The organism is Pseudomonas sp. Eqa60, from assembly GCF_018326405.1.
Taxonomy (GTDB): domain Bacteria; phylum Pseudomonadota; class Gammaproteobacteria; order Pseudomonadales; family Pseudomonadaceae; genus Aquipseudomonas; species Aquipseudomonas protegens.
In genome coordinates this window covers 2,180,699-2,203,089 of record NZ_AP024342.1, presented here as the reverse complement: position 1 = coordinate 2,203,089, position 22,391 = coordinate 2,180,699, and the positions used below count along the sequence as shown (strand labels likewise).

The 22,391-nt window shown below is 62.8% G+C and carries 16 protein-coding genes and 1 other RNA gene; 8 read left to right on the top strand and 9 right to left on the bottom strand.

Going from position 1 to position 22,391, the window contains the following annotated elements; translation table 11 throughout:
* Positions 1 to 14 precede the first annotated feature (14 nt).
* On the bottom strand, positions 15 to 1,580 hold the full coding sequence (locus tag KI242_RS09980; protein WP_041116893.1) for a PAS domain-containing methyl-accepting chemotaxis protein: 1,566 nt from the start codon (positions 1,578 to 1,580) through the stop codon (positions 15 to 17).
* Between the two features lie 444 nt (positions 1,581 to 2,024).
* On the opposite strand from KI242_RS09980, the gene KI242_RS09975 reads away from it, so the two are divergent.
* From KI242_RS09975 to KI242_RS09965, 3 genes are all read left to right on the top strand, one after another.
* On the top strand, positions 2,025 to 2,339 hold the full coding sequence (locus tag KI242_RS09975; protein ID WP_011060220.1) for a helix-turn-helix transcriptional regulator: 315 nt from the start codon (positions 2,025 to 2,027) through the stop codon (positions 2,337 to 2,339).
* A gap of 146 nt (positions 2,340 to 2,485) precedes the next feature.
* Complete coding sequence (locus tag KI242_RS09970; protein ID WP_011060219.1) at positions 2,486 to 2,857, top strand: VOC family protein; 372 nt, start codon at positions 2,486 to 2,488, stop codon at positions 2,855 to 2,857.
* Between the two features lie 132 nt (positions 2,858 to 2,989).
* Positions 2,990 to 3,883, top strand: a complete 894-nt coding sequence (locus KI242_RS09965) for a DUF2167 domain-containing protein (RefSeq protein ID WP_065363450.1) — start codon at positions 2,990 to 2,992, stop codon at positions 3,881 to 3,883.
* A 55-nt stretch (positions 3,884 to 3,938) separates the two neighbouring features.
* On the opposite strand, the gene KI242_RS09960 is transcribed toward KI242_RS09965, so the two are convergent.
* A complete protein-coding gene (locus KI242_RS09960) occupies positions 3,939 to 4,868 on the bottom strand; it encodes a DMT family transporter (RefSeq protein ID WP_212806366.1) in 930 nt (309 codons plus the stop codon).
* Between the two features lie 105 nt (positions 4,869 to 4,973).
* Here KI242_RS09960 and KI242_RS09955 point away from each other — a divergent pair, with 105 nt between their 5' ends.
* Entirely contained in the window at positions 4,974 to 5,840 is an 867-nt protein-coding gene (locus tag KI242_RS09955; protein WP_011060216.1) for a LysR family transcriptional regulator, read from the top strand.
* Positions 5,841 to 5,893: 53 nt separating this feature from the next.
* Here the strand turns inward: KI242_RS09955 and KI242_RS09950 are convergent, their stop codons facing one another.
* The 7 genes from KI242_RS09950 to KI242_RS09920 form a co-directional block, all read right to left on the bottom strand.
* The gene (locus KI242_RS09950) at positions 5,894 to 6,397 is read right to left on the bottom strand and encodes a GrpB family protein (protein WP_011060215.1); all 504 of its coding nucleotides are present in this window, start codon (positions 6,395 to 6,397) and stop codon (positions 5,894 to 5,896) included.
* A gap of 192 nt (positions 6,398 to 6,589) precedes the next feature.
* Positions 6,590 to 6,686, bottom strand: an RNA gene (gene ffs / locus KI242_RS09945) — signal recognition particle sRNA small type.
* Between the two features lie 225 nt (positions 6,687 to 6,911).
* Positions 6,912 to 8,078 carry a putative zinc-binding metallopeptidase gene (locus KI242_RS09940; RefSeq protein WP_011060214.1) on the bottom strand — a complete coding sequence of 389 codons (1,167 nt, stop codon included), beginning with the start codon at positions 8,076 to 8,078 and terminating at the stop codon, positions 6,912 to 6,914.
* Positions 8,079 to 8,198: 120 nt separating this feature from the next.
* Positions 8,199 to 10,565, bottom strand: coding sequence for an NAD-dependent DNA ligase LigA (gene ligA / locus KI242_RS09935; protein ID WP_011060213.1), 2,367 nt, complete (start codon positions 10,563 to 10,565; stop codon positions 8,199 to 8,201).
* A gap of 125 nt (positions 10,566 to 10,690) precedes the next feature.
* A complete protein-coding gene (gene zipA / locus KI242_RS09930) occupies positions 10,691 to 11,545 on the bottom strand; it encodes a cell division protein ZipA (protein ID WP_011060212.1) in 855 nt (284 codons plus the stop codon).
* A gap of 257 nt (positions 11,546 to 11,802) precedes the next feature.
* Entirely contained in the window at positions 11,803 to 15,291 is a 3,489-nt protein-coding gene (smc, locus tag KI242_RS09925) for a chromosome segregation protein SMC (RefSeq protein ID WP_212806077.1), read from the bottom strand.
* A gap of 2 nt (positions 15,292 to 15,293) precedes the next feature.
* Positions 15,294 to 15,953, bottom strand: a complete 660-nt coding sequence (locus tag KI242_RS09920) for a GntR family transcriptional regulator (RefSeq protein WP_011060210.1) — start codon at positions 15,951 to 15,953, stop codon at positions 15,294 to 15,296.
* 266 nt (positions 15,954 to 16,219) lie between these two features.
* On the opposite strand from KI242_RS09920, the gene xdhA reads away from it, so the two are divergent.
* The 4 genes from xdhA to guaD all read left to right on the top strand — a co-directional run bounded on the left by xdhA (position 16,220) and on the right by guaD (position 22,323).
* Complete coding sequence (xdhA, locus tag KI242_RS09915) at positions 16,220 to 17,674, top strand: xanthine dehydrogenase small subunit (protein ID WP_077933647.1); 1,455 nt, start codon at positions 16,220 to 16,222, stop codon at positions 17,672 to 17,674.
* The gene (gene xdhB / locus KI242_RS09910) at positions 17,667 to 20,066 is read left to right on the top strand and encodes a xanthine dehydrogenase molybdopterin binding subunit (RefSeq protein WP_011060208.1); all 2,400 of its coding nucleotides are present in this window, start codon (positions 17,667 to 17,669) and stop codon (positions 20,064 to 20,066) included. The genes xdhA and xdhB overlap by 8 nt, the downstream gene beginning before the upstream one ends.
* 85 nt (positions 20,067 to 20,151) lie before the next feature.
* Complete coding sequence (xdhC, locus tag KI242_RS09905; protein ID WP_123430274.1) at positions 20,152 to 20,994, top strand: xanthine dehydrogenase accessory protein XdhC; 843 nt, start codon at positions 20,152 to 20,154, stop codon at positions 20,992 to 20,994.
* Between the two features lie 24 nt (positions 20,995 to 21,018).
* Positions 21,019 to 22,323, top strand: coding sequence for a guanine deaminase (guaD, locus tag KI242_RS09900; RefSeq protein WP_123430273.1), 1,305 nt, complete (start codon positions 21,019 to 21,021; stop codon positions 22,321 to 22,323).
* Positions 22,324 to 22,391: the final 68 nt, after the last annotated feature.

The following is a 22,391-nucleotide window of genomic DNA, read 5'->3' as shown; positions in this document are numbered from 1 at the left end:
CGAACTCACTGTCGCTAGCGGTTGAACCGCTCGACCAGGGCACGCAACCCGGAAGAGATGTTTTCCAGCTCGGCGCCGCGAACCACTCCGGCGCTGGCATTCTCGGCAGTGCGCTGCACAGTGACGGCGACACTGTTGATCTGTTCGGAGACCGATTCGGCTACATGGGACTGCTCCTGGGATGCCGCGGCCATTTGCTGGCTCATATCGGTAATGCGCTCCACTGCCGCGCCGATGCCTTGCAGCGCCTGCTGGGCCTGGACCACCTGCTGCACGCCCTGCTCCGCCTCCTCGATGCCCAGGCTGGCGATCTGCACGGCTTCGTCGGCCCCGGCGCGCAGGCTCTGGATGATGCCCTGGATCTGCTGGGTCGACTCGCGGGTCTTGCCGGCCAGGGCCCGCACCTCATCGGCGACCACGGCAAAACCACGGCCCTGCTCACCAGCTCGGGCTGCCTCGATGGCCGCATTCAGGGCCAGCAGGTTGGTCTGGTCGGCAATCGCCTGGATCATGCTCGCCGCCACCATGATCTCCTGGGTCTGCCCGGCCAGGTCGCCCACGGCCTGGTTGATCTGGGTCACGGTGCGCGCCAGCAACTGGATGGCATCCCGCGAGGTGCCGGCCACCTCGCTGCCCTGCCGGGCCAGCAGGTTGGCGGTGTGGGCTTCGCTGGCGGTGTGCTGGACGTGTTCAGCGACCTCGGTGATTGAAGCAGCCATCTGGGTCATGGCGGCCGCGGTCATGTCGGTTTCCGCCCGCTGCTCCAGCAGCGCCGACTCGGTGCGGCTGGACAATTGGCTGGAATCGGCCGCTGCGGTAGCCATCTGCCGGGCCAGATCGCTGAGGCGGGTCAGGGCGGTCTTTAGGCGCGCCTCCTCACTGATCAGGATCATCTGCAACTGCGCCGCCGGCCCCAGTGCTTCGCTGTAGGCCAGGGCGCAGATCGGATCGGCAAAGGTGTTCGGTGTGCTACTGACAATCTGCTTGAGCTGCTGCCCCAGGCGGCGCTGGGCCAGCAGCCCGACAGCCACGAAACCCGCGACCGTACAGCCCTGGGCGGCCAGCGTCGGCAGCCAGTGGAAGGCGGCCAGGCAGCCTACCGCCACCGCCACCGGCAGCAGCAAGGGCCGGGCTGCGGCCTCGATGCGGCGCCAGGCGCAAACCGGCGCCTTGTCGGCCCGCAGGCGCGCATACAAGGTTTCGGCGCGGCTGACCTGCTCTCGGCTTGGCTTGACCCGCACCGACTCGTAGCCCACCAGTTTTCCGTCCTCCAGGATCGGCGTGACATAGGCGCTGACCCAATAGAAATTGCCGTTCTTGCAACGGTTCTTCACCACACCCATCCAGCTCTGGCCGGCCTTCAGGTAACCCCACATCGACTCGAACACCGCCGCCGGCATGTCCGGGTGGCGAACCAGGTTATGGGTGCTGCCGATCAGTTCGGCCTGGCTGAAACCGCTCATCGCTGCGAACTCGGCGTTGCAGTACGTGATGTGACTGTTGATGTCGGTGGCGGATATGAGCCGCTGCTGGTCGGGAAAGGTCTGCTCAACAGAGGTGACCGGCAAATTGAGACGCACTTTAGAACTCCATAGACAGCCTGCGATCAACAGTTACCGGCACCCGGCAAGAGGCTGATTCGCGATGTACTTTCCTGGCGGTACGGCTCAATCGGAAGGTTCGCCCTGATTGCAGCCGTACAGCGGTTTGCGCGGCAGTTGACCATCGATTCGACGGAGATCAACTAGGATCAGATGAGGCGTCAGGTGGGGACGGCGGACGGAGCGTTGGCGGGATTTACGAGACGTTCGAGCCTCTGCCAAGTCCTTGGTTTAGGTGAACAAGGGAAATGCAATGATTTCTTGTTTCATAAACCAGCCTTCTGAAACTAGATCACCAAATACCTGTCCGAAGCGCCGATTCTACGAAATGCATCACATTTTGCAAAGCAAGGTGATGAACCATGGTGTTGTCTAATGCCAATATTTATCGTTAAGTTCTTGATTCTAAATGGGAATTGAGCGATGCAAATTTCAAGTTTGGGTGCAGCCATCAAGCGCTATCGAAAGGTAGCGGGGCTTACTCAGGCTGAACTAGGTGAAAAAACCGGTTTTGACCCAAAAACCATCAGCCGCTTCGAAACCGGCACCTACACCCCCAGCGTTGAAGCTCTATTTCTGCTAGCCGAAGTACTGGGAGTGAAGCTGAAAGCCTTCTTCGCCGATCTGGGCGACGAAGAGGAACAGCGGGCTTATTTGTTCGGTGTCATTCACAAAGCCACCCCGAAGGATCTGGGAAAGCTGATAGCAGCGGTAGACCAGGCCTTGTCCAAGCCTTGAGCCCCGCAACAAATCAACTCCAAGAGGCAGGTTTATCGACACCGATAAGCCGGCCTCTTTTTCAATCGACGACTCCTGACAGGAACTGACAGGCCAGCCCCCTAAGCTTGCGCCCAACGCACCATCCAAAGGCCTCTGGAGTCGCCATGATCACCAACACCTATTTCCTGCTCTACGTGGACAGCCCTGCCCTCAGCGCAGAGTTCTATAGCCGCTTGCTGGATAAACCGCCGGTGGAATCCGGCCCGACTTTCGCCTTGTTCATCCTCGACTCGGGGATCAAGCTTGGCCTCTGGTCCCGACACACTGTCCAGCCGAGCGCTCAGGCCGCCGGCGGTGGCGGCGAACTGGGCTGGGCCGTGGACAGCCGCGAAGCGGTGGATGAACTGCATCGGCACTGGCAAGCCCTGGGCATGACCATCGCCCAGCCGCCGACGCAGATGGATTTCGGCTACACCCTGGTGGCCCTCGACCCGGACGGCCACCGCCTGCGGGTGCTGTACCTGACCATCGACTGAGTCGCCAGCCCTGAAACGGCATCGGCATCGGCGCCCGGCCCTGCAGCAAAATAAAACCGACCGCCACATTGAGCCGCCCTGCACTCATCGTTATCCTCCCCGCCAACTTGTCACAAAATGTAAGGGAATACGATGAAGTACCTGCGCCTCCTCATGGCCATGGCCGCCCTCTGCGCCATGCCCTTTCTTGCCAGCGCCGCCACCGCACCCGAGAGCAAGGACGCTGAACCCCAGACCGCCGAACAGTTTCTCGCCTCGCTCTCCCCACGCCACGGCAACGTCAAGCTGCCCGGGGATATCGCCAGCCTCGATCTGAGCAAGGAGTTCTACTACCTCAACCCCAAGGACACCGAGAAGCTGCTCACCGAGGGCTGGGGCAATCCACCTGGCTTCACCACCCTGGGCATGATAGTGCCCAGCGCCGTCAGCCCGCTGTCCGCCGAAGGCTGGGGCGTGATCATCAGCTATAAGAACGATGGGCACATCTCCGACGACGACGCCGCGAAGATCGACTACCAGGACCTGCTCAAGCAGATGCAGGAAGCGGACGAGGAAGACAACAAGCAGCGCCAGGAACAGGGCTACGGCGCCATTCACCTGTTGGGCTGGGCCGAGCAGCCAAGCTATGACGCGCAATCGCACAAGATGTACTGGGCCCGTGAACTCAAGGCCGAAGGCGCCCAGAGCCACACCCTGAACTACAGCATCCGCGTGCTGGGCCGCGAAGGCGTGCTGGAACTCAATGCCGTGGCTTCAATGGACGACCTGGACACCATCAAGCGCGAGATTCCCAAGGTACTGGCCTTTACCAACTTCACCGACGGCAACCGCTACGCCGACTACAACCCGAGCACCGACAAACTGGCCTCCTACGGGCTCGCCGCCCTGGTGGCCGGCGGCCTCGCCAGCAAGGCAGGGCTCTTCGCCAAGCTCGGCGTACTGCTCCTGGCCGGCAAGAAATTCATCGTCCTGGGGGTATTGGGCCTTGCCGCCTTCATCGGCCGCCTGTTCAAGAAAAAGAGCTGAATCCCGCCCGGCAGCGCCCCGCCATTGCGCGGCGCTGGCACTTGCAAGGCCGGCACTAGCGGCCTTGCCCGGCAGGCACCTCATTGGCAGGTGTCGCCGACAAGCGCCGGCGCCACCGCCAACGCCCGTCCAATTGCATCGCCATCACGCTACCCAGCACCACCGCCGCCCCCAGCACCACGCTGGACTGCAGAGTTTCGCCCAGCACCGTCGCCGCCAGCAGCATCGCCACCGGCGGGATCAGGTACATGGCGATCGACGCGCGGCTGACCTCGACCCGTGCCAGCACATAGGCCCAGGCCAGGTAAGCCAGTGCACTGGGAAACAGCCCCAGCAACAGCACCGCCAGGTTCACCCGTAGTGATGTCTGGGCCACCGCCTGCGTCAGCCCGGGGGCATACACCAAGAGCAGTAGCGTACCGCCCCAGACCATGTAGCAGACAGTGGTCAACACCCCATAACGCCCGGAAAAGCGCCGCTGCAAGACGAAGTACAGCCCCCAGGAAAACGCCGCCAGAAGCACCAGCAGCCCTCGCGGCTCGATCGCCCCCAGGCCCTTGTCACCGGCCACCACCAGCACCGCCCCCAACAGCCCGATCACCACACAAAGCCAACGCCAGCCACTGACCGGCTCCCTGAGCCAGAAAAACGCGATCAGCGTGCTGAAGATCGGCGCGGACTGCGCCAGCACGCTGGATGCTCCGGCGCTCAGCCCTTGCTGGCCGTAGTTGAGGCTGACGTGATGAAAAGCGATGGCGAAGAAACCCAGTACCAGCAACCAGGGCAGGTCGCGCCAGCGCGGCAGGGAGATCTTCAGCACCAGCGCCATTGCGGCCATGAACAGCGAGGCAATCAGGAACCGCAGCAAGGCCAGGTGCCCGGGGCTGTAGCCCTCCAGGCCGATATGGATGCCCACCGGCGAATAGGCCCAACACAGAATCACCGCAGCGGTGGCCAGCACCAGCTTGAACAGGGGCGAGAGCATCACGACACAGATATCCAGAGGCAAGAAGAGGACCTGCAGTGTCCCGCCCTGCACAACTCACCACAATTAACCGATACTGAGGTTATTCCTCACTGGAAATGAGCAATGGAACTGACCCAACTGAAAATGGTGAAGGCCGTGGCCCGCACCGGCAGCATTGCCCGAGCGGCCGAGCAACTGCATTGCGTGCCGTCCAATATCACCAACCGCCTCAAGCAGCTGGAAGGCGAGCTGGGCACCGAGCTGTTTACCCGGGTCGGGCGCGGCCTGCGGATCAGCCCCGCCGGGGAAATCTTCCTCGGCTACAGTGAACGCATCCTGGCCCTGGTGGATGAAGCCAAACGTGCAGTGGACAACCAGGCCGAACCCAGCGGCCTGTTGCGCCTGGGCTCGATCGAGTCATGCGCCGGTGGGCGCCTGCCTCCCCTGCTGGCGCAATACCACAAGCGCTATCCGAAGGTGAGCGTGGAGCTGGTGACCGGAACCTGGTCGCAACTCTTTGAAGAGCTGCTGCACCAACGCATCGACGGCGCCCTGGTGGCCATCGACAGCCTGCCGGCCAAACTGCAACAGACCGTGCTCTACCACGAACCCCTGGTGCTGATCTCCAGCGGAAACAGCGCCCCTATCCGCAGCGCCAGCGACTTGCAGCACCACAACCTGTTCATGTGGCCGCCGGGCTGCCCCTATCGCCGCGCCCTGGAAAACTGGTTGGGCAGGCACGGTCTGAACCTGCCCATCACCGGCTATGCCAGCTGGGGCACCATCATCGGCTGCGTCAGCGTGGGGGCCGGGGTCTCGCTGATACCGGAAGGGGTGCTGGAGCGCTATTCGCAATCGGCCAACCTGAGCGTGCAGCGCTTCGACGACCTGCTACCGGTGGATAACCGTTTTGTCTGGCACAAGGATGTACAACACCATGGCGCCAGGGACGCCTTTGCGCAGTTGCTGAGGGAGCAGCTGGGGGCCTGACAGCCCGCAGCAACCTTGCAGGCAACACCGAGCATTTGGGCACAACGAGGCAGTCACGATGACTGAGCCCCCATCAGGGCGTCGATAAAGGGGGCCTTCTGCGCAAGGTACTCGCCAATGCCCTCGCGATTGCTGGCCTCAAGCCGAAACTTCAGATCCTGATACTGTTGGCGGATGCCGCTGTCCTGACGCAACAGATCGCGAAAGCGCAGCATGCGCCCCACCTGCTCATGACCGGCGACACAGACATGCACCTTGTGGGTGCGTATACCCTCTACATCGCGACGGTAAAAATGATGCCCGGGGGACAGATTGCTACCCCGGACATACCCCAGGGTCGCCATGAAGGCATTGCGCGCGGCTTCATCCACCTGCTCCGCGACCACCACCAGCAGATCGATTTCCGGCTTGGCCGCCAATCCTGGAACAGCAGTGCTCCCCACGTGATGAATATCCATCAGCTCGCAACCGAAGCCTTTGGCTATGCGCGCCTTCTCCCCTGCAAATGCCGCAGGCCAATGATCGTCATAGAGGGAGATCTTACTGGTTAGCGCCATGACCACTCCTTGATGCAAAGGCGTTGGATATTCCAGGAGCCCGCCGCCCGAGCCAACAGGACACAGGGATTGGCAAACCACAAACAAGGCGCACGACAACGGCACGTCAACAGAAATGCTGCACGAGCTCGAAGGTTGGCAGGAATTTTGATTCATCTCGTTGAGGACCAACGAGGGGCGTTATGGAGGCAACCCCACCAGCCACACCCCGGCACACAATGTTCCCGCTGTGGCTGCTGCCTTCCGGCTCTGACCAGGTTCACGGGTAATCGTTGCGGGGGGACCGATGGGGTCACCATAACGACGCTCGCCTGACGGCGAGCCGCGCCATTGTACCTATCTGAGTCGAACTTACAACCGCTGGCTGCAGATTAAAATTCGATGGGCTTCAAGCACTTGGCCGTGGCCCACCTGCCGTGGGGGCGAACTTGCTGGCGAAACAGGCATCGCGGTGCACCAGGGAAATCGCGCTGGGGCCTTCGCGAGCAAGCTCGCCCCTACAGGACGGCGAGGATCAGTCCAGGGACAGGACTTCGTCGGCGCGGCCGCCTTCCTGCTGGATCACCAGGTGGATGAAATGCAATTTGGCAATCACCGCAGGCGGCAGGATGAAGGGGTAGAAATCCGGTTGGCCCATGCTGCGGGACAGTTCGTTGAGCATGCCCGCCAGTTCGATCCAGGCGTTGACGAAAGCCAGGAACGCCGGCCCGCCTGGATGCTGCGGATCATAGAGGCTGCTCAAGGGAAACGGCTGGTAGTCGAGGTCGACGTCCCGGGCGCTCATGCCGAAACCCAGGGCGGTGTCCACTGCATCCACCATGTGCAGGTAGTGAGCCCAGGTCTCCGCCCAGTCTTCCCAGGGGTGCATGGTGGCGTAGGCGCTGACATGGCTTTGCTGCCAGCCAGCCGGCGCGCCCTTCTGATAGTGCCGCTCCAGAGCTTGCGCATAGCTGTAGCGTTCATCGCCGAAGAGGCTGCGAAAGGCTTCCAGCCAGGGGCTGTTGGCTATCAACCGGTCCCAGTAGTAATGCCCCACTTCGTGACGGAAATGCCCGAGCAGGGTGCGGTAAGGCTCATGCATCTGGGCACGGATCTTTTCCCGGTGGGCGTCGTCGGCTTCCTTGATATCCAGCGTAATGAGGCCGTTGGCATGCCCGGTAACCGGCGCCCTGCCCTCCAGATCAACACCGATGAAATCAAAGGCCAGCCCGGCCTGCTCATCTTCGCCCTTGGGGATCACCTGCAGCCCCAGGTCAAGCAATTGCGCTACCAGCCGGCGCTTGGCAATTTCCACCTTGCGCCAGCGCTCCGGGTTCTCGGCTATGGACAGGTCGGGAATGGTGCGATTGAGCTTGCAGGCCACACACAGGCTGTCGGTCAGATGCGCCGGCAGCAGCCAGTTGCAGGCTGCCGGGGTATCGAGGTTGGCGCAACGCCTGAAGGCGCCGGCTTCGGGCTTGGCATCCAGCACCCAGGTATCGCCCGCCGGCCCGGGCTGCAGGGAAGACAGCAGACCCAGGTGTGGTGCATAGCCAAGCATTGCCGAACAGGCCAGGCACTGGCTGTTGCGAAAGAACAGCGATTGCCCGCAGCGGCAGGACCAGAGTTTGCTGTTACGTGAACGGTCGCCGACGAAGGGTGCGGCGATCCGGGAACTGAGCTGCTCGAAGAAGCGGTACATGGCGAATCCTCCCTGGGGCTTGCCAAGACTAGATCATGGGCAAGCCTGTGGGGTTCCAAGATTCGTACCACTGCGCCGCTGGCGACGAGGCGCACCCGAAGGCACGGCAGCGGCTACAGGTCAGGTCGGGACGCCGTGCTCGGTCAGGAAAGCCACGAAGGCTTCTTCGTCCAGCACCTTGAGCCCCAGTTCGTTGGCCTTGGCCAGTTTGGAACCGGCGCCGGGGCCGGCCACCACGCAGTGAGTCTTCGCCGAGACCGAACCCGCCACCTTGGCACCAAGGCTTTCCAGCTTGTCCTTGGCCACGTCGCGGCTCATCAGTTCCAGGGAGCCCGTAAGCACCCAGGTCTGCCCCGCCAGCGGCAGGCCCGCAACCACCTTCTTCTCGCTTTGCCAATGCATGCCAAAGGCCTGCAGCTGCTGCTCAATGGCCTGGGCCAGTTGTGCATTGGCCGGGTTGTCGAAGAATTCACGCACCGCCTTGGCCTGCTTCTCTGGCAGCGCCTGGCGCATGTCCAGCCAGTCGGCCTCGATCACGCCTTGCAGTGAGCCGAACTTGTCCGCCAGTTTCTGCGCGGCGCCCGGGCCTACTGAAGGGATGTTGAGCTTGTCGAGCATGCCGCCCAGGGTGGTGCTGGCGGCGAATTCGGCGCCCAGTTCGCCCTGATCCTGCAGCACCAGGCCGCATTGATCTGCCGCCAGCAGGGAACCGATGACTTCCTGGTTATGACTGTCCTCAAAGAAGCTGTGGATTTCGTGAGCCACTTCCAGACCGACATCCGGCAGATAGGTCAGCACTTGCGGCAGTGCCTGCTGAACCCGCTCCAGGCTGCCCAGGGAGCGTGCCAGGACCTTGGCGGTTTCCTCGCCGACATCCGGGATACCCAGGGCATAGATGAAGCGCGCCAGGGCCGGACGCTTGCTGTCTTCGATGGCCTTGAGCAGTTTGTTGCTGGACACCTCGGCAAAGCCTTCCAGGTCGATGATCTGCTCGTATTTGAGCCTGTAGAGATCAGCCGGCGAGGCAATAAGGTTCTCGTCCACCAACTGTTCGATGGTCTTGTCCCCCAGGCCTTCGATATCCATGGCACGACGGGACACAAAATGGATGATCGCCTGCTTGAGCTGGGCCCCGCAGGCCAGCCGGCCAACGCAGCGATACACCGCACCTTCGCTGACGGTTTCCCGGCCCTTGCTGCGCTTGACCAGTTGCGTGCGCTCTACGTGGGAACCACAGACCGGGCAGCTCTCGGGGATCTGCACCGGGCGGGCGTTCTCCGGACGACGCTCGGTCACCACTTGCACCACTTGCGGAATCACGTCGCCGGCACGGCGGATGATCACCGTGTCACCGATCATCAAGCCCAGGCGCGCCACTTCATCCATGTTGTGCAAAGTAGCGTTGGATACAGTGACCCCGGCCACCTTGACCGGCTGCAAGCGCGCCACCGGCGTCACGGCGCCGGTACGACCAACCTGGAACTCCACGTCCAGCAGCTCGGTGAGCTCTTCCATGGCCGGGAACTTGTGGGCGATGGCCCAGCGCGGCTCCCGGGCACGGAAACCCAGTTCCCGCTGGGAGGCGATGCTGTTGACCTTGAACACCACGCCGTCGATCTCATAAGGCAACGCATTGCGCCGCTCGCCGATCTCGCGGTAGTAGTCCAGGCATTCGTCGATGCCCTTGGCCAGCCGCAGTTCACGACTGATGGGCATGCCCCACTGCTTCAACCGTTCAAGGTTGCCGATATGGGTGTCGGCGATGTCCGCGCTGACCTGGCCCAGGCCATAGCAGCAGAACTCCAGGGGCCGACTGGCGGTGATCTTCGAATCCAGCTGGCGCAGGCTGCCCGCCGCTGCGTTGCGCGGGTTGGCGAAAGTCTTGCCGCCCGCTTCCAGTTGCGCAGCGTTCAGGCGCTCGAAGCCGGCCTTGGACATGAACACTTCACCGCGCACTTCCAGGGTTGCCGGCCAGCCACTGCCTTGCAGCTTGAGGGGAATGTTGCGCACGGTACGCACATTGACGCTGATGTCTTCACCGGTGGTGCCATCGCCACGGGTGGCGCCGCGTACCAGTACGCCATCCTGGTACAGCAGGCTGACTGCCAGGCCATCGAGCTTGGGCTCGCAGCTGTACTCCACCGCCGCGCCGCCACCGAACAGATCACCGGCCGGCAGGTCCAGGCCTTCGTTGACCCGGCGATCGAACTCGCGCATGTCGACTTCCTCGAAAGCGTTGCCGAGGCTGAGCATGGGGATTTCATGACGCACCTGGGTGAAGGCCGAAAGCGCTGCGCTGCCGACACGCTGGGTTGGCGAATCGCTGGTCACCAGTTCAGGGTGCTCGGCTTCCAGGGCCTTGAGCTCACGGAACAGCCGGTCGTATTCCGCATCCGGGATGCTGGGTTCATCCAGTACGTGGTAGCGGTAATTGTGCTGGTCCAGCTCAGCGCGCAGCTCAAGAATGCGGGTTTCGGCGGCGGTCATGGGGTTCTCTCACAAAGCAAAAGAGCAGCCTAGGCTGCTCGATCTGAAGATTGGGGCAAGGACTTCGCTGGCAAGCCAGTTCCTGTACAAGCCAGCCCCTACATGGAGGGGCTGGCTTCAGGAGCTTAGCGCTTTTGGGTCAGGGCGCGGCGTTCGAATTCGACGATGCGCTGGCGGTAGTGTTCGATGGTCTGGGCAGTCAGGACGCTGCGTTGATCGTCCTTGAGCTCGCCATTGAGCTCCTGAGACAACTTACGCGCCGCCGCCACCATCACGTCGAAGGCTTGCTTGGGGTGACGCGGGCCCGGCAGGCCGAGGAAGAAGCTGACAGCCGGGGTGCTGAAGTGGTCGATATCGTCCAGGTCGAACACGCCCGGCTTGACCGCGTTGGCCATGGAGAACAGCACCTCGCCGTTGCCAGCCATGCTTTCGTGGCGGTGGAAAATATCCATCTCGCCAAAACGCAGGCCGCTTTCCAGGATGTTCTGCAACAGGGCCGGCCCCTTGAAGCCGGCAGCGTCGCGGCAGATCACGCTGATCACCAGCACTTCTTCGGCTTGCGGCTGGTCCTTGTCGCTGTGGCTCGCAGACTTGCTTTCCTCAACCGGGAAATCATCGTCGCGGCTGCTGAAGCTCGGGCCACTGTCCAGATCCAGGTCCAGGTTGAGGTCGCCCTGATGCGGCTCGCCACCGCGCTTGCCGCGCTTGGACGAAGAGCTTTCCCGCGGTTCGCGGGCAGGCATGCTGACCGACGGCAGGTCATGCTCGTCCAACTGCGGCTCTTTATGGGTATCCAGAACGCGGGGCGGGCCCAACAGCTCGGCACTGCCTTCATCGTCCGGCAGATTGGAAAGACTTCGATCAAGACGGAACTTCAACTTCCCCTTGCCGCCGCGCATACGCCGCCAGCCATCAAAAAGAATACCGGCGATAACAATAATGCCGATGACGATCAGCCACTCGCGCAGACCGATTTCCATGTAATCCCGTGCCTCTATAAAAAATGCTGAAAAATAAGGGGTTTACAATCTGCAAACCGCTTTAAAACGTGGCGCCAACTCTATGTTCTGAATGGCGTTTTGCCCACGCATAGGAAAAATTGACATTAAACTAGCACGACCAAAGGCAACTTTACACCGTCTGTCGCAACGGCTAGGGCCAATATATCGATTGGCCAGCTGGGTAATGGGAAAAATCCCCCCTACTTGCCCCCTACAGTCGCCTCAGTCGCCCGGACTCAAGCGTCCACCATCGCCATCGCCTCCTCGACATCCACGGCTACCAGGCGCGAACAACCGGGTTCGTGCATCGTTACCCCCATCAACTGATCAGCCATTTCCATGGCGATCTTGTTGTGGGTGATATAGATGAACTGCACGGTCTGCGACATCTCTTTAACCAATCTCGCGTAGCGTCCAACGTTAGCGTCATCCAGCGGTGCGTCAACTTCGTCGAGCATGCAGAACGGCGCCGGGTTCAACTTGAAGATGGCAAATACCAGGGCCAATGCGGTCAATGCCTTTTCGCCACCGGAGAGCAAATGAATGGTGCTGTTCTTCTTGCCCGGAGGACGCGCCATGATCGTTACCCCTGTATCGAGTAGATCTTCGCCCGTCAGTTCCAAATATGCGCTGCCGCCACCGAAAACTTTTGGAAAGAGTGCCTGCAAACCGCCGTTGATCTGATCAAAGGTATCTTTGAATCGATTACGGGTTTCCTTGTCGATCTTGCGGATCACGTTCTCCAGGGTTTCCAGGGCCTCCACCAGGTCGGCATCCTGGGCATCCAGATAGCGCTTGCGCTCGGACTGCTGCTGATACTCGTCGATGGCCGCCAGGTTGATTGCGCCCAGGCGCTGGATCCGTGCGGCAATCCGTTCCAGCTCTTCTTCGGCGGCCTGCTCGCTGGCTTCTGCGGTCAGGGTCGCCAGCACACCGTCCAGGTCGTAGCCGTCGGCCAGCAGTTGCTCCTGCAAGGTCTTGCGGCGCACGGTCAGGGCTTGCCATTCCATGCGCTGCTGCTCCAACTGGCCACGAATCAACTGCGACTGCTGCTCGGCCTGGTTGCGGCGCTTCTCGGCATCGCGCAGTTCGCGGTCGGCATCTTCCAGGGCGATCTGCGCGGTCTTGAGCTCCACATCCACGGTCATGCGCTTTTCCAGCAGCTCTTCGAGCTTCAGGCGCAACTCTTCCAATGGCGCCTCGCCTTCTTCCAGGTTGAGGCTGAGTTGTTCGCGCTTCTCGGTCAGACGCTCGGATTGCAGCTCCAGACGCTCCAGAGCCTGCCGGGTGGAATCGTGCTGGGCCTTGAGCGAGCCCATGCGCACTGCCAACTGGTGGGCGTGATCCTTGTGCTGGCGCGCTTCCTGGCGCACCCGGTCAAGACGCTCGCGCAGGCTGTCGCGCTGGGCCAGCAGCAGCTCACGCTGCTCGGTGTCCAGGGCCATGCTGTCGAGAGCGTCCTGCAATTGCAGGCGCGCCTCCCCAATCTGTTCGTGTTCCAGCTCGCGCTGTTCGCCAAGCTCCACCAGCTCTTCATCGAGACGGGTACGCCGCAAGGTCAGTTGTTCGGCCTTGGCCTTGCCGGCAGACAGCTTGGCCTTCAGCTCACCTTGCTGGCGGGCTTCGTCCTGCAGCAGACGGCGCAGATGCTCGCGACCGTTCTCCTGCTGGCGCTGCTGGGCCCGCAGGTTGAGCAACTGGCTTTCCAGGGCCTCGACACTGGCTTCGCGCTCATCGCGCTCCTGGGTCAATTGCTGGATTTCCTGACCCCGGGCCAGCACGCCGCTTTCCGCTTCGCTGGCGCGGCGCACCCGCAAAAAATGCCGGCCGACCCAGTAGCCATCGCGGCTGATCAGGCTCTGTCCGGCAGCCAGTTGCCCCCGCAAGGCCAGGGCCTGTTCGAGGTTTTCCACCGGTTTGACCTGACCCAGCCAAGGCGACAGATCCACCGTGGATTCCACCTTGTCCAGCAAGCTGCCGGGGATGCGCATTGCATCGCCTTGCTGGCTCAGCAGGCGCAGATCGCCTTGCTGGAAACCCGCGAGGTCAAGGCCGGTAAAATCGTCCACCAGCACCGCCTGCAGATCGGCGCCAAGCACGGTTTCCACCGCCAGCTCCCAGCCCGCTTCCACATGCATGCCATCGGCCAGGCGCGGACGCTCGGCCAACTGCTGCTCACGCAACCATTCAGCAGTGCCAGTAGCGGGGTCCAGCGCGGCCTGCTGCAAGGCTTCCAGGGAGGCCAGCCGGCCATTGAGGCGCTGCAATTCACCCTGGGCCTGCTGCTGTGCCTGGGTCGCCTGCTGCAATTGCTGGCGCAGTTGTTCCAGGCGCTCGACCTGGGACTCCTCGCTGGCTTGCAGGTCTTCCAGGGTCGCCTCACTGGCGGCCAGTTGTTCGTTGACTTCAAGGATCGCCGCATCTTCCGGGTCGGCCGAAAGCAACTCGCGCTCCTCCCCCAGGCGCCGTTGGCGCTCGGACAGCCGCTCCATGCTGCCTTCGAGCTGCTGGATGCGCGACTGCTGCACTTCCGCCTGGCGCCGCGGCTCGGCGGAGCTCAGGTTGAAGGCGTCCCACTGCTCCTGCCAGCCGTGCATGGTGGTTTCGGCCTCTTCCAGGGTTGCGGCGGCTTCTTCGGCTGCGGCGGCGGTGACTTCCTGCTCGGGCTCGAGCATCGCCAGTTCTTCCCCCAGGGTCGCCAGCAAAGTGCGGTCGTGCCCCAGGTGCGACTCGGTTTCCAGGCGCGCGCGCTCGGCTTCCTTGAGGTCGTCCTGCAACTGCCGCAGGCGCTGCTGGCCATGCTGGATGCTCTGCTCGACCCGGGCGATGTCACCGCCCACCGAATAGAAGCGCCCCTGCACCAGATTGAAGCGTTCGGAGAGCTCGTGGTGCCCGTCACGAAAGCGTTCGATAGCAGCATCGGCATTGCGCTGCTCGGCCACCAGGGCCTCGAAGCTGACTTCCTGGCTACCAATCACCGACTCGCGCTGGCCCACCTGCTCATTCAGGGCTTGCCAGCGCAGGGCCGACAGTTGCGCCTTGAGCTGGCGCTCCTCGGCCTTGTACTCCTGATACTTCTCGGCGGCCTGGGCCTGGCGATGCAAGCGTTCGAGCTGACGCTCCAGCTCTTCGCGCAGGTCGGTCAGGCGGGCGAGGTTCTCGTGGGTGCGGCGGATGCGGTTTTCCGTCTCGCGCCGGCGCTCCTTGTACTTGGAGATGCCCGCGGCTTCCTCGATGAAGTTGCGCAAATCCTCGGGCTTGGCTTCGATCAGCTTGGAGATCATGCCCTGCTCGATGATCGAGTAGCTGCGTGGCCCCAGGCCGGTGCCGAGGAAGATGTCGGTGATATCCCGACGGCGACATTTGGCGCCGTTGAGGAAATAACTGTTCTGGCTGTCGCGGGTCACCTTGCGGCGAATGGAGATTTCCGCATAGGCGGCGTACTCGCCCACCAGGGTGCCATCGGAGTTGTCGAACACCAGTTCGATGCTGGCCTGGCTCACCGGCTTGCGGCTGGTGGAGCCGTTGAAGATGACGTCGGTCATCGACTCGCCGCGCAGGTTCTTCGCCGAACTTTCGCCCATGACCCAGCGCACGGCGTCGATGATGTTCGACTTGCCGCAGCCATTGGGCCCGACCACCGCCGCCATGTTACTGGGGAAGTTCACCGTGGTCGGATCGACGAAGGACTTGAACCCCGCCAGCTTGATGCACTTGAGTCGCACGTTTACGCATCCGCCAACGCAGATACCACCAGATCGCTGCTGCGCTCGGCGTAGGCCGTCAGCACCTGGCGGATCTGCACCAGGTCACGGGCCAATACCGCGGCCAGCAGTTGCTCGAACAACGCCAGGTACTCGCTCATGGATGCCTTGCGCTGGTCCAGCGCCAGGTAATAGGCGCGGCTCATGGCCGGCTGCAGGTTCTCGACAGTCTCCTGCAGGTAGGGGTTGTTGGCGAACGGATAAGCCGCGCGCATCACGCTGAAGCTGTCTTCGACGAAGGCGCGGATGTCCTGGCGTTCGTAGGCACTCTCCAGGCGCTGCTGGATCTGCAGGAATGGCGTCATGTCGCTCTGCTGTGTCCAGCCGCTGGCCACCGAGTTGCCCAGCAGGATGTACAGCTCGCTCATCAGCGTGCACAGGCTGCGGACCTTGTGCTCGGTGAGCTCGGTCACATGGGCACCACGGCGCGGCAAGATGGCGATCAGATGGCGGCGCTCGAGGATCAGCAAGGCCTCGCGGACCGAACCACGGCTGACATTGAGGGCCAAGGTGACCTTCTGTTCCTGAATGCGCTCCCCAGGCTTGAGATCCCCGCGAATGATACGTTCGGCGAGGTGGTGAGCAATTTGCTCGGCGAGGCTGTCCGGCGCCTTGAACGTCATGGTTTTCCTTCAAAATCTTTAATCGGCACAAGCCGCGCAGTGTAGCGCAATTGCCACTTCATCGCGGAGTGCCCAAGGGGCGGAATTTGGCACGAAATAAGCAAATTGACCGTGATCCGAGCAATTTTCCATAGCCGTTCATACTTGAATTGTTGGAGTCGAAAATTTCCTGACCTTGAAGTCAGAAAATCATTGACCGAAAAGTCAGACATGACTAAATTCGGCTGACGTCGGTTAACAACAATAATGAGTCTGCGAGGCCTTCCGTGATCCAGTTTTTACTCAACCAGGAACTCCGTAGCGAGCATGCCCTGGACCCCAACCTGACCGTGCTCAACTATCTGCGCGAGCACCAGGGCAAGCCCGGCACCAAGGAAGGCTGCGCCAGCGGCGACTGCGGCGCCTGCACCGTGGTGGTGGGCGAGTTGCAGACGGATGCGCAAGGCGGCGAAAGCATTCGCTATCGCAGCCTCAATTCGTGCCTGACCTTCGTTTCCTCCCTGCACGGCAAGCACCTGATCAGCGTCGAAGGCCTCAAGCACCAGGGGCAACTGCACAGCGTGCAGCAGGCCATGGTCGACTGCCACGGCTCGCAGTGCGGCTTCTGCACCCCGGGCTTCGTCATGTCGCTGTTCGCCCTGCAGAAAAACAGCAGCCAGCCCGACGCCCACAAGGCCCATGAAGCCCTGGCCGGCAACCTCTGCCGCTGCACTGGCTACCGGCCGATCCTCGCCGCCGCCGAGCAGGCCTGCTGTGGTGGGCAGAGCGATCAGTTCGATGCGCGCCAGGCCGAGACCATCAGCCGCCTCAAGGCCATTGCGCCCAAGGACACCGGTGAGCTCAACAGTGGCGACAAGCGCTGCCTGGTGCCGCTGACGGTGGCTGATCTGGCCGACCTTTATGACGCCTACCCGCAAGCCCGGCTGCTGGCCGGCGGCACCGACCTGGCCCTGGAGGTGACCCAGTTCCACCGCACCCTGCCGGTGATGATCTACGTCGGCAACATTGCCCAGATGAAGCGCATCGAGCACTTCGACGATCACCTGGAAATCGGCGCCGCCACCGCCCTCACCGACTGCTACGACGCCCTGCGCGCCGAGTATCCGGACTTCGGCGAACTGCTGCAGCGCTTCGCCTCGCTGCAGATCCGCAACCAGGGCACCCTGGGCGGCAACATCGGCAACGCCTCGCCCATCGGCGACTCGCCGCCGCTGCTGATCGCCCTGGGCGCGCAGATCGTCCTGTGCAAGGGCGAAGTGCGCCGCACCCTGGCCCTGGAAGACTATTTCATCGATTACCGGGTCACCGCCCGCCAGGAAAGCGAGTTCATCGAGAAGATCATCGTGCCCCGGGCCAGCGCCGAACGGCTGTTCCGCGCCTACAAGGTCTCCAAGCGCCTGGACGACGACATTTCCGCGGTCTGCGCGGCTTTCAACCTGCGCATCGACAACGGCGTGGTCAGCGATGCGCGCATCGCCTTCGGCGGCATGGCGGCGATCCCCAAGCGCGCCAAGAACTGCGAAGCCGCACTGATCGGCGCGCCCTGGAATCAATCGAGCATCGAGCGGGCCTGCGCCGCCCTGGCAGAAGACTTCACCCCGCTCTCGGATTTTCGCGCCAGCAAGGAATACCGCCTGCTGAGCGCGCAGAACCTGCTGCGCAAATACTTCATCGAACTGCATGCACCGCACATCGAGACCCGGGTGACCGCTTATGTCTAATCATCACAAGGTCGAGAAGACCCAGGCCGAACTCACGGCCCTGTTTCACCAGGACCTGACCAGCGGCGTCGGCCGCAGCGTCAAGCACGACAGCGCCGACAAACATGTGTCCGGCGAAGCGGTGTACATCGACGACCGCCTGGAATTCCCCAACCAGTTGCACGTCTACGCGCGACTGTCGGATCGGGCCCACGCCAAGGTCATCAGCATCGACACCGCCCCCTGCTACGCCTTCGAAGGCGTGCGCATCGCCATTACCCACGAGGACATTCCCGGCCTCAAGGATATCGGCCCGCTGCTGCCCGGCGACCCGCTGCTGGCCATCGACACCGTGGAGTTCGTCGGCCAGCCGGTGCTGGCGGTGGCCGCCAGGGACCTGGAAACCGCGCGCAAGGCGGCCATGGCCGCGATCATCGAATACGAAGACCTGGAGCCGGTGCTCGACGTGGTCGAGGCCCTGCGCAAGCGCCACTTCGTGCTGGACAGCCACACCCACCAGCGCGGCGACTCGGCCAGCGCCCTCGCCAGTGCCGAGCACCGCATCCAGGGCACGCTGCACATCGGCGGCCAGGAACACTTCTACCTGGAAACCCAGATCTCCTCGGTGATGCCCACCGAAGACGGCGGCATGATCGTCTACTGCTCGACCCAGAACCCCACCGAAGTGCAGAAGCTGGTGGCGGAAGTCCTGGACGTCTCGATGAACAAGATAGTGGTGGACATGCGGCGCATGGGCGGCGGCTTCGGCGGCAAGGAAACCCAGGCCGCCAGCCCCGCCTGCCTGTGCGCGGTGGTGGCACGCCTGACCGGCCAGCCGACCAAGATGCGCCTGCCACGGGTCGAAGACATGCTGATGACCGGCAAGCGCCACCCTTTCTACGTCGAATACGACGTGGGCTTCGACAGCAGCGGGCGCCTGCACGGCATCCAGCTGGAACTGGCGGGCAACTGCGGCTGCTCACCGGACCTCTCGGCATCCATCGTCGACCGTGCCATGTTCCACTCCGACAACTCGTACTACCTGGGCGATGCCACCATCAACGGCCACCGCTGCAAGACCAACACGGCGTCGAACACTGCCTATCGCGGCTTCGGTGGCCCGCAGGGCATGGTCGCCATCGAGGAGGTGATGGACGCCATCGCCCGCCATCTGCACCTGGACCCTCTGGCGGTACGCAAGGCCAACTACTACGGCAAGACCGAGCGCAACGTCACCCACTACTACCAGACCGTCGAGCACAACATGCTCGAGGAAATGACCGCCGAACTGGAAGCCAGCAGCCAGTACGCCGAACGCCGCGAAGCCATCCGCCTGTACAACGCCAACAGCCCGATCCTGAAAAAGGGCCTGGCACTGACCCCGGTGAAATTCGGCATTTCCTTCACCGCCAGCTTCCTCAACCAGGCCGGCGCGCTGATCCATGTCTACACCGACGGCAGCATCCACCTGAACCACGGCGGCACCGAAATGGGCCAGGGCCTGAATATCAAGGTGGCGCAAGTGGTGGCCGAGGTGTTCCAGGTGAACATCGACCGGGTGCAGATCACCGCCACCAATACCGACAAGGTGCCCAATACCTCGCCCACCGCCGCTTCCAGTGGTGCCGACCTGAACGGCAAGGCCGCGCAGAACGCGGCGCAGACCATCAAGAACCGCCTGGTGGAATTTGCCGCGCGCAAGTATCAGGTCAGCGAAGAAGATGTGGAATTCCACAACGGCCATGTGCGTGTCCGCGAGCATATCCTGACCTTCGAGGAACTGATCCAGCAGGCCTATTTTGCCCAGGTGTCGCTCTCCAGCACCGGCTTCTACAAGACCCCGAAAATCTACTACGACCGTGCCCAGGCCCGGGGCCGGCCGTTCTACTACTTCGCCTTCGGCGCGGCCTGCGCCGAGGTGATAGTCGACACCCTGACCGGCGAGTACAAGATGCTGCGCACCGACATCCTGCATGACGTCGGCGCCTCGCTGAACCCGGCCATCGACATCGGCCAGGTCGAGGGCGGCTACATCCAGGGCATGGGCTGGCTGACCACCGAGGAACTGGTGTGGAACACCAAGGGCAAGCTGATGACCTGCGGCCCGGCCAGCTACAAGATCCCGGCAGTGGCCGACATGCCCCTGGACCTGCGAGTCAAGCTGGTGGAAAACCGCAAGAACCCGGAAGACACGGTGTTCCATTCCAAGGCCGTGGGCGAACCGCCGTTCATGCTGGGTATCGCCGCCTGGTGCGCGATCAAGGATGCGGTGGCGAGCCTCGGCGACTACCGCCACCAGCCGCAGATCGATGCGCCGGCGACACCGGAGCGAGTGTTGTGGGGCTGCGAGCAGATGCGTCGCTTGCAGGTGACCAGGGCCGCGGACCCGCAAGCCGAGCTGGCGCCGCTGTAACGGCCCGCGTCGGCAAGCCGGCTCCTGCAGGAGCCGGCTTGCCGAGGAAGAGGCCCACACAGACAACCAAGATGTCGAGGTGAACATGTACAACTGGATCAGCGCCCTCGCCGACCTGCAGACCCAGGGTGAACCCTGCGTGCTGGTGACCATCATCGAGGAGCTCGGCTCGACGCCGCGCAATGCCGGCTCGAAAATGGTGGTCAGCGCCACCCAGGCCTTCGACACCATTGGCGGCGGGCACCTGGAATACAAGGCCATGCAGATCGCCCGGGACATACTCGCTGCCGGCAAGCAGGCGACCCATCTGCAGCGCTTCAGCCTCGGCGCCAGCCTCGGTCAGTGCTGCGGCGGTGCCACGGTGCTGCTGTTCGAACCCATGGGCCAGGTGCAGGCGCAGATCGCCGTGTTCGGTGCCGGGCATGTCGGCCGCGCGCTGGTGCCACTGCTGGCCAGCCTGCCCTGCCGGGTACGCTGGATCGATTCCCGGGAGCAGGAGTTTCCCGAGCAGATCCCCCCTGGAGTACGCAAGATCGTCAGCGAAGAACCGGTGGACGAAATCGACAATCTGCCCGCCGGCAGCTATTGCATCGTCATGACCCATAATCACCAGCTGGACCTGGAGTTGACCGCGGCCCTGCTCAAGCGCAACGATTTCACCTATTTCGGCCTGATCGGCTCGAAGACCAAACGGGTCAAGTTCGAACACCGCCTGCGTGACCGCGGTTTCGACGCCGAAACCTTGCAGCGCATGCGCTGCCCGATGGGGCTCGGCGAAGTCAAAGGCAAGTTGCCTGTGGAAATCGCCATCTCCATTGCCGGCGAGATCATCGCCACCTATAACGCCCATTTCGGCCAGCCCAGCGCCAGTGCCGAACCCATTGCCAAACTGCTGCCGGTATCACGCCGCAGCCAGGCTGCAAACTGACACGCCACACACTGAGAATCCCCCATGCCTTTGACTCGCAAAGCCTACCGTGCCGCCATCCTGCACAGCATCGCCGACCCGGCCGAAGTCGGCATCGAAGCCTCCTATGAGTACTTCGAAGACGGCCTGCTGGTAGTAGAAAACGGCCGGATCAGTGCCCTCGGCCACGCCAGCGAACTGCTGCCCGGTCTGCCCGCCGGGGTGCAGGTCGAGCACTATCCCGATGCCCTGATCACACCGGGCTTCATCGACACCCATATCCACCTGCCGCAGACCGGCATGGTGGGCGCCTATGGCGAGCAGTTGCTGGACTGGCTCAACACCTACACCTTCCCCTGCGAAAGCCAGTTCGCCGACCCGGATCACGCCAATGAAGTGGCGGACATCTTCATCAAGGAACTGCTGCGCAACGGCACCACCACCGCCCTGGTGTTCGGCAGCGTGCATCCGCAGTCGGTCAATGCCTTCTTCGCCGCCGCCGAGAAGCTCGACCTGCGGATGATCGCCGGCAAGGTGATGATGGACCGCAACGCCCCGGACTACCTGACCGACACCGCCGAATCCGGCTACCAGGAAAGCAAGGCGCTGATCGAGCGCTGGCACGGCAAGGGCCGCCTGCACTACGCAGTCACCCCGCGCTTCGCCCCCACCAGCACCCCGGAGCAACTGACCCTGGCCGGCCAGTTGCTGACCGAATACCCCGACCTCTACATGCAGACCCACATCAGTGAGAACCTGCAGGAAATCCAATGGGTCAAGGAGCTGTTCCCGGAGCGCAAGGGTTACCTGGACGTGTACGACCACTACCAGTTGCTCGGCGAGCGTTCGGTGTTCGCCCACGGCGTGCACCTGTGCGACGACGAATGCGCACGCCTGGCTGAAACCGGTTCGGCCGTGGCCTTCTGCCCCACCTCGAACTTCTTCCTCGGCAGCGGCCTGTTCAACCTGCCGATGGCGGAAAAGCACAAGCTCAATGTCGGCCTGGGCACCGACGTCGGTGGCGGCACCAGCTTCTCGCTGCTGCAGACCCTCAACGAGGCCTACAAGGTCATGCAACTGCAAGGCGCGCGCCTGAGCCCGTTCAAGTCGCTGTATCTGGCCACCCTCGGCGGCGCCCGGACCCTGCGCCTGGAACACAAGATCGGCACCCTGCATCCGGGCACCGACGCCGACTTCCTGGTCCTCGACTACCACGCCACTCCGCTGCTCAGCTACCGCCTCAAGCAAGCCAACAGCATTGCCGAAACCCTGTTCGTGCTGATGACCCTGGGCGACGATCGCACCGTGCTGCAGACCTTTGCCGCCGGCCAGCAGGTCCACCAGCGCTAACCCCGGAAAATGAAAATCCCCCGTTCGCCAGACGCGTACGGGGGATTTTTTTGCCTGCATCCAGGCCC

Bases quoted from the DNA above. Each gene is read 5' to 3' on its own strand.
- xdhC (WP_123430274.1), top strand. From the start codon at position 20,152: ATGTACAACTGGATCAGCGCCCTCGCCGACCTGCAGACCCAGGGTGAA.
- KI242_RS09940 (WP_011060214.1), bottom strand. From the start codon at position 8,078: ATGTACCGCTTCTTCGAGCAGCTCAGTTCCCGGATCGCCGCACCCTTC.
- xdhB (WP_011060208.1), top strand. From the start codon at position 17,667: ATGTCTAATCATCACAAGGTCGAGAAGACCCAGGCCGAACTCACGGCC.
- ligA (WP_011060213.1), bottom strand. From the start codon at position 10,565: ATGACCGCCGCCGAAACCCGCATTCTTGAGCTGCGCGCTGAGCTGGAC.
- guaD (WP_123430273.1), top strand. From the start codon at position 21,019: ATGCCTTTGACTCGCAAAGCCTACCGTGCCGCCATCCTGCACAGCATC.
- KI242_RS09970 (WP_011060219.1), top strand. From the start codon at position 2,486: ATGATCACCAACACCTATTTCCTGCTCTACGTGGACAGCCCTGCCCTC.
- KI242_RS09975 (WP_011060220.1), top strand. From the start codon at position 2,025: ATGCAAATTTCAAGTTTGGGTGCAGCCATCAAGCGCTATCGAAAGGTA.
- KI242_RS09960 (WP_212806366.1), bottom strand. From the start codon at position 4,868: ATGCTCTCGCCCCTGTTCAAGCTGGTGCTGGCCACCGCTGCGGTGATT.
- KI242_RS09950 (WP_011060215.1), bottom strand. From the start codon at position 6,397: ATGGCGCTAACCAGTAAGATCTCCCTCTATGACGATCATTGGCCTGCG.
- KI242_RS09965 (WP_065363450.1), top strand. From the start codon at position 2,990: ATGAAGTACCTGCGCCTCCTCATGGCCATGGCCGCCCTCTGCGCCATG.
- KI242_RS09920 (WP_011060210.1), bottom strand. From the start codon at position 15,953: ATGACGTTCAAGGCGCCGGACAGCCTCGCCGAGCAAATTGCTCACCAC.
- zipA (WP_011060212.1), bottom strand. From the start codon at position 11,545: ATGGAAATCGGTCTGCGCGAGTGGCTGATCGTCATCGGCATTATTGTT.
- KI242_RS09955 (WP_011060216.1), top strand. From the start codon at position 4,974: ATGGAACTGACCCAACTGAAAATGGTGAAGGCCGTGGCCCGCACCGGC.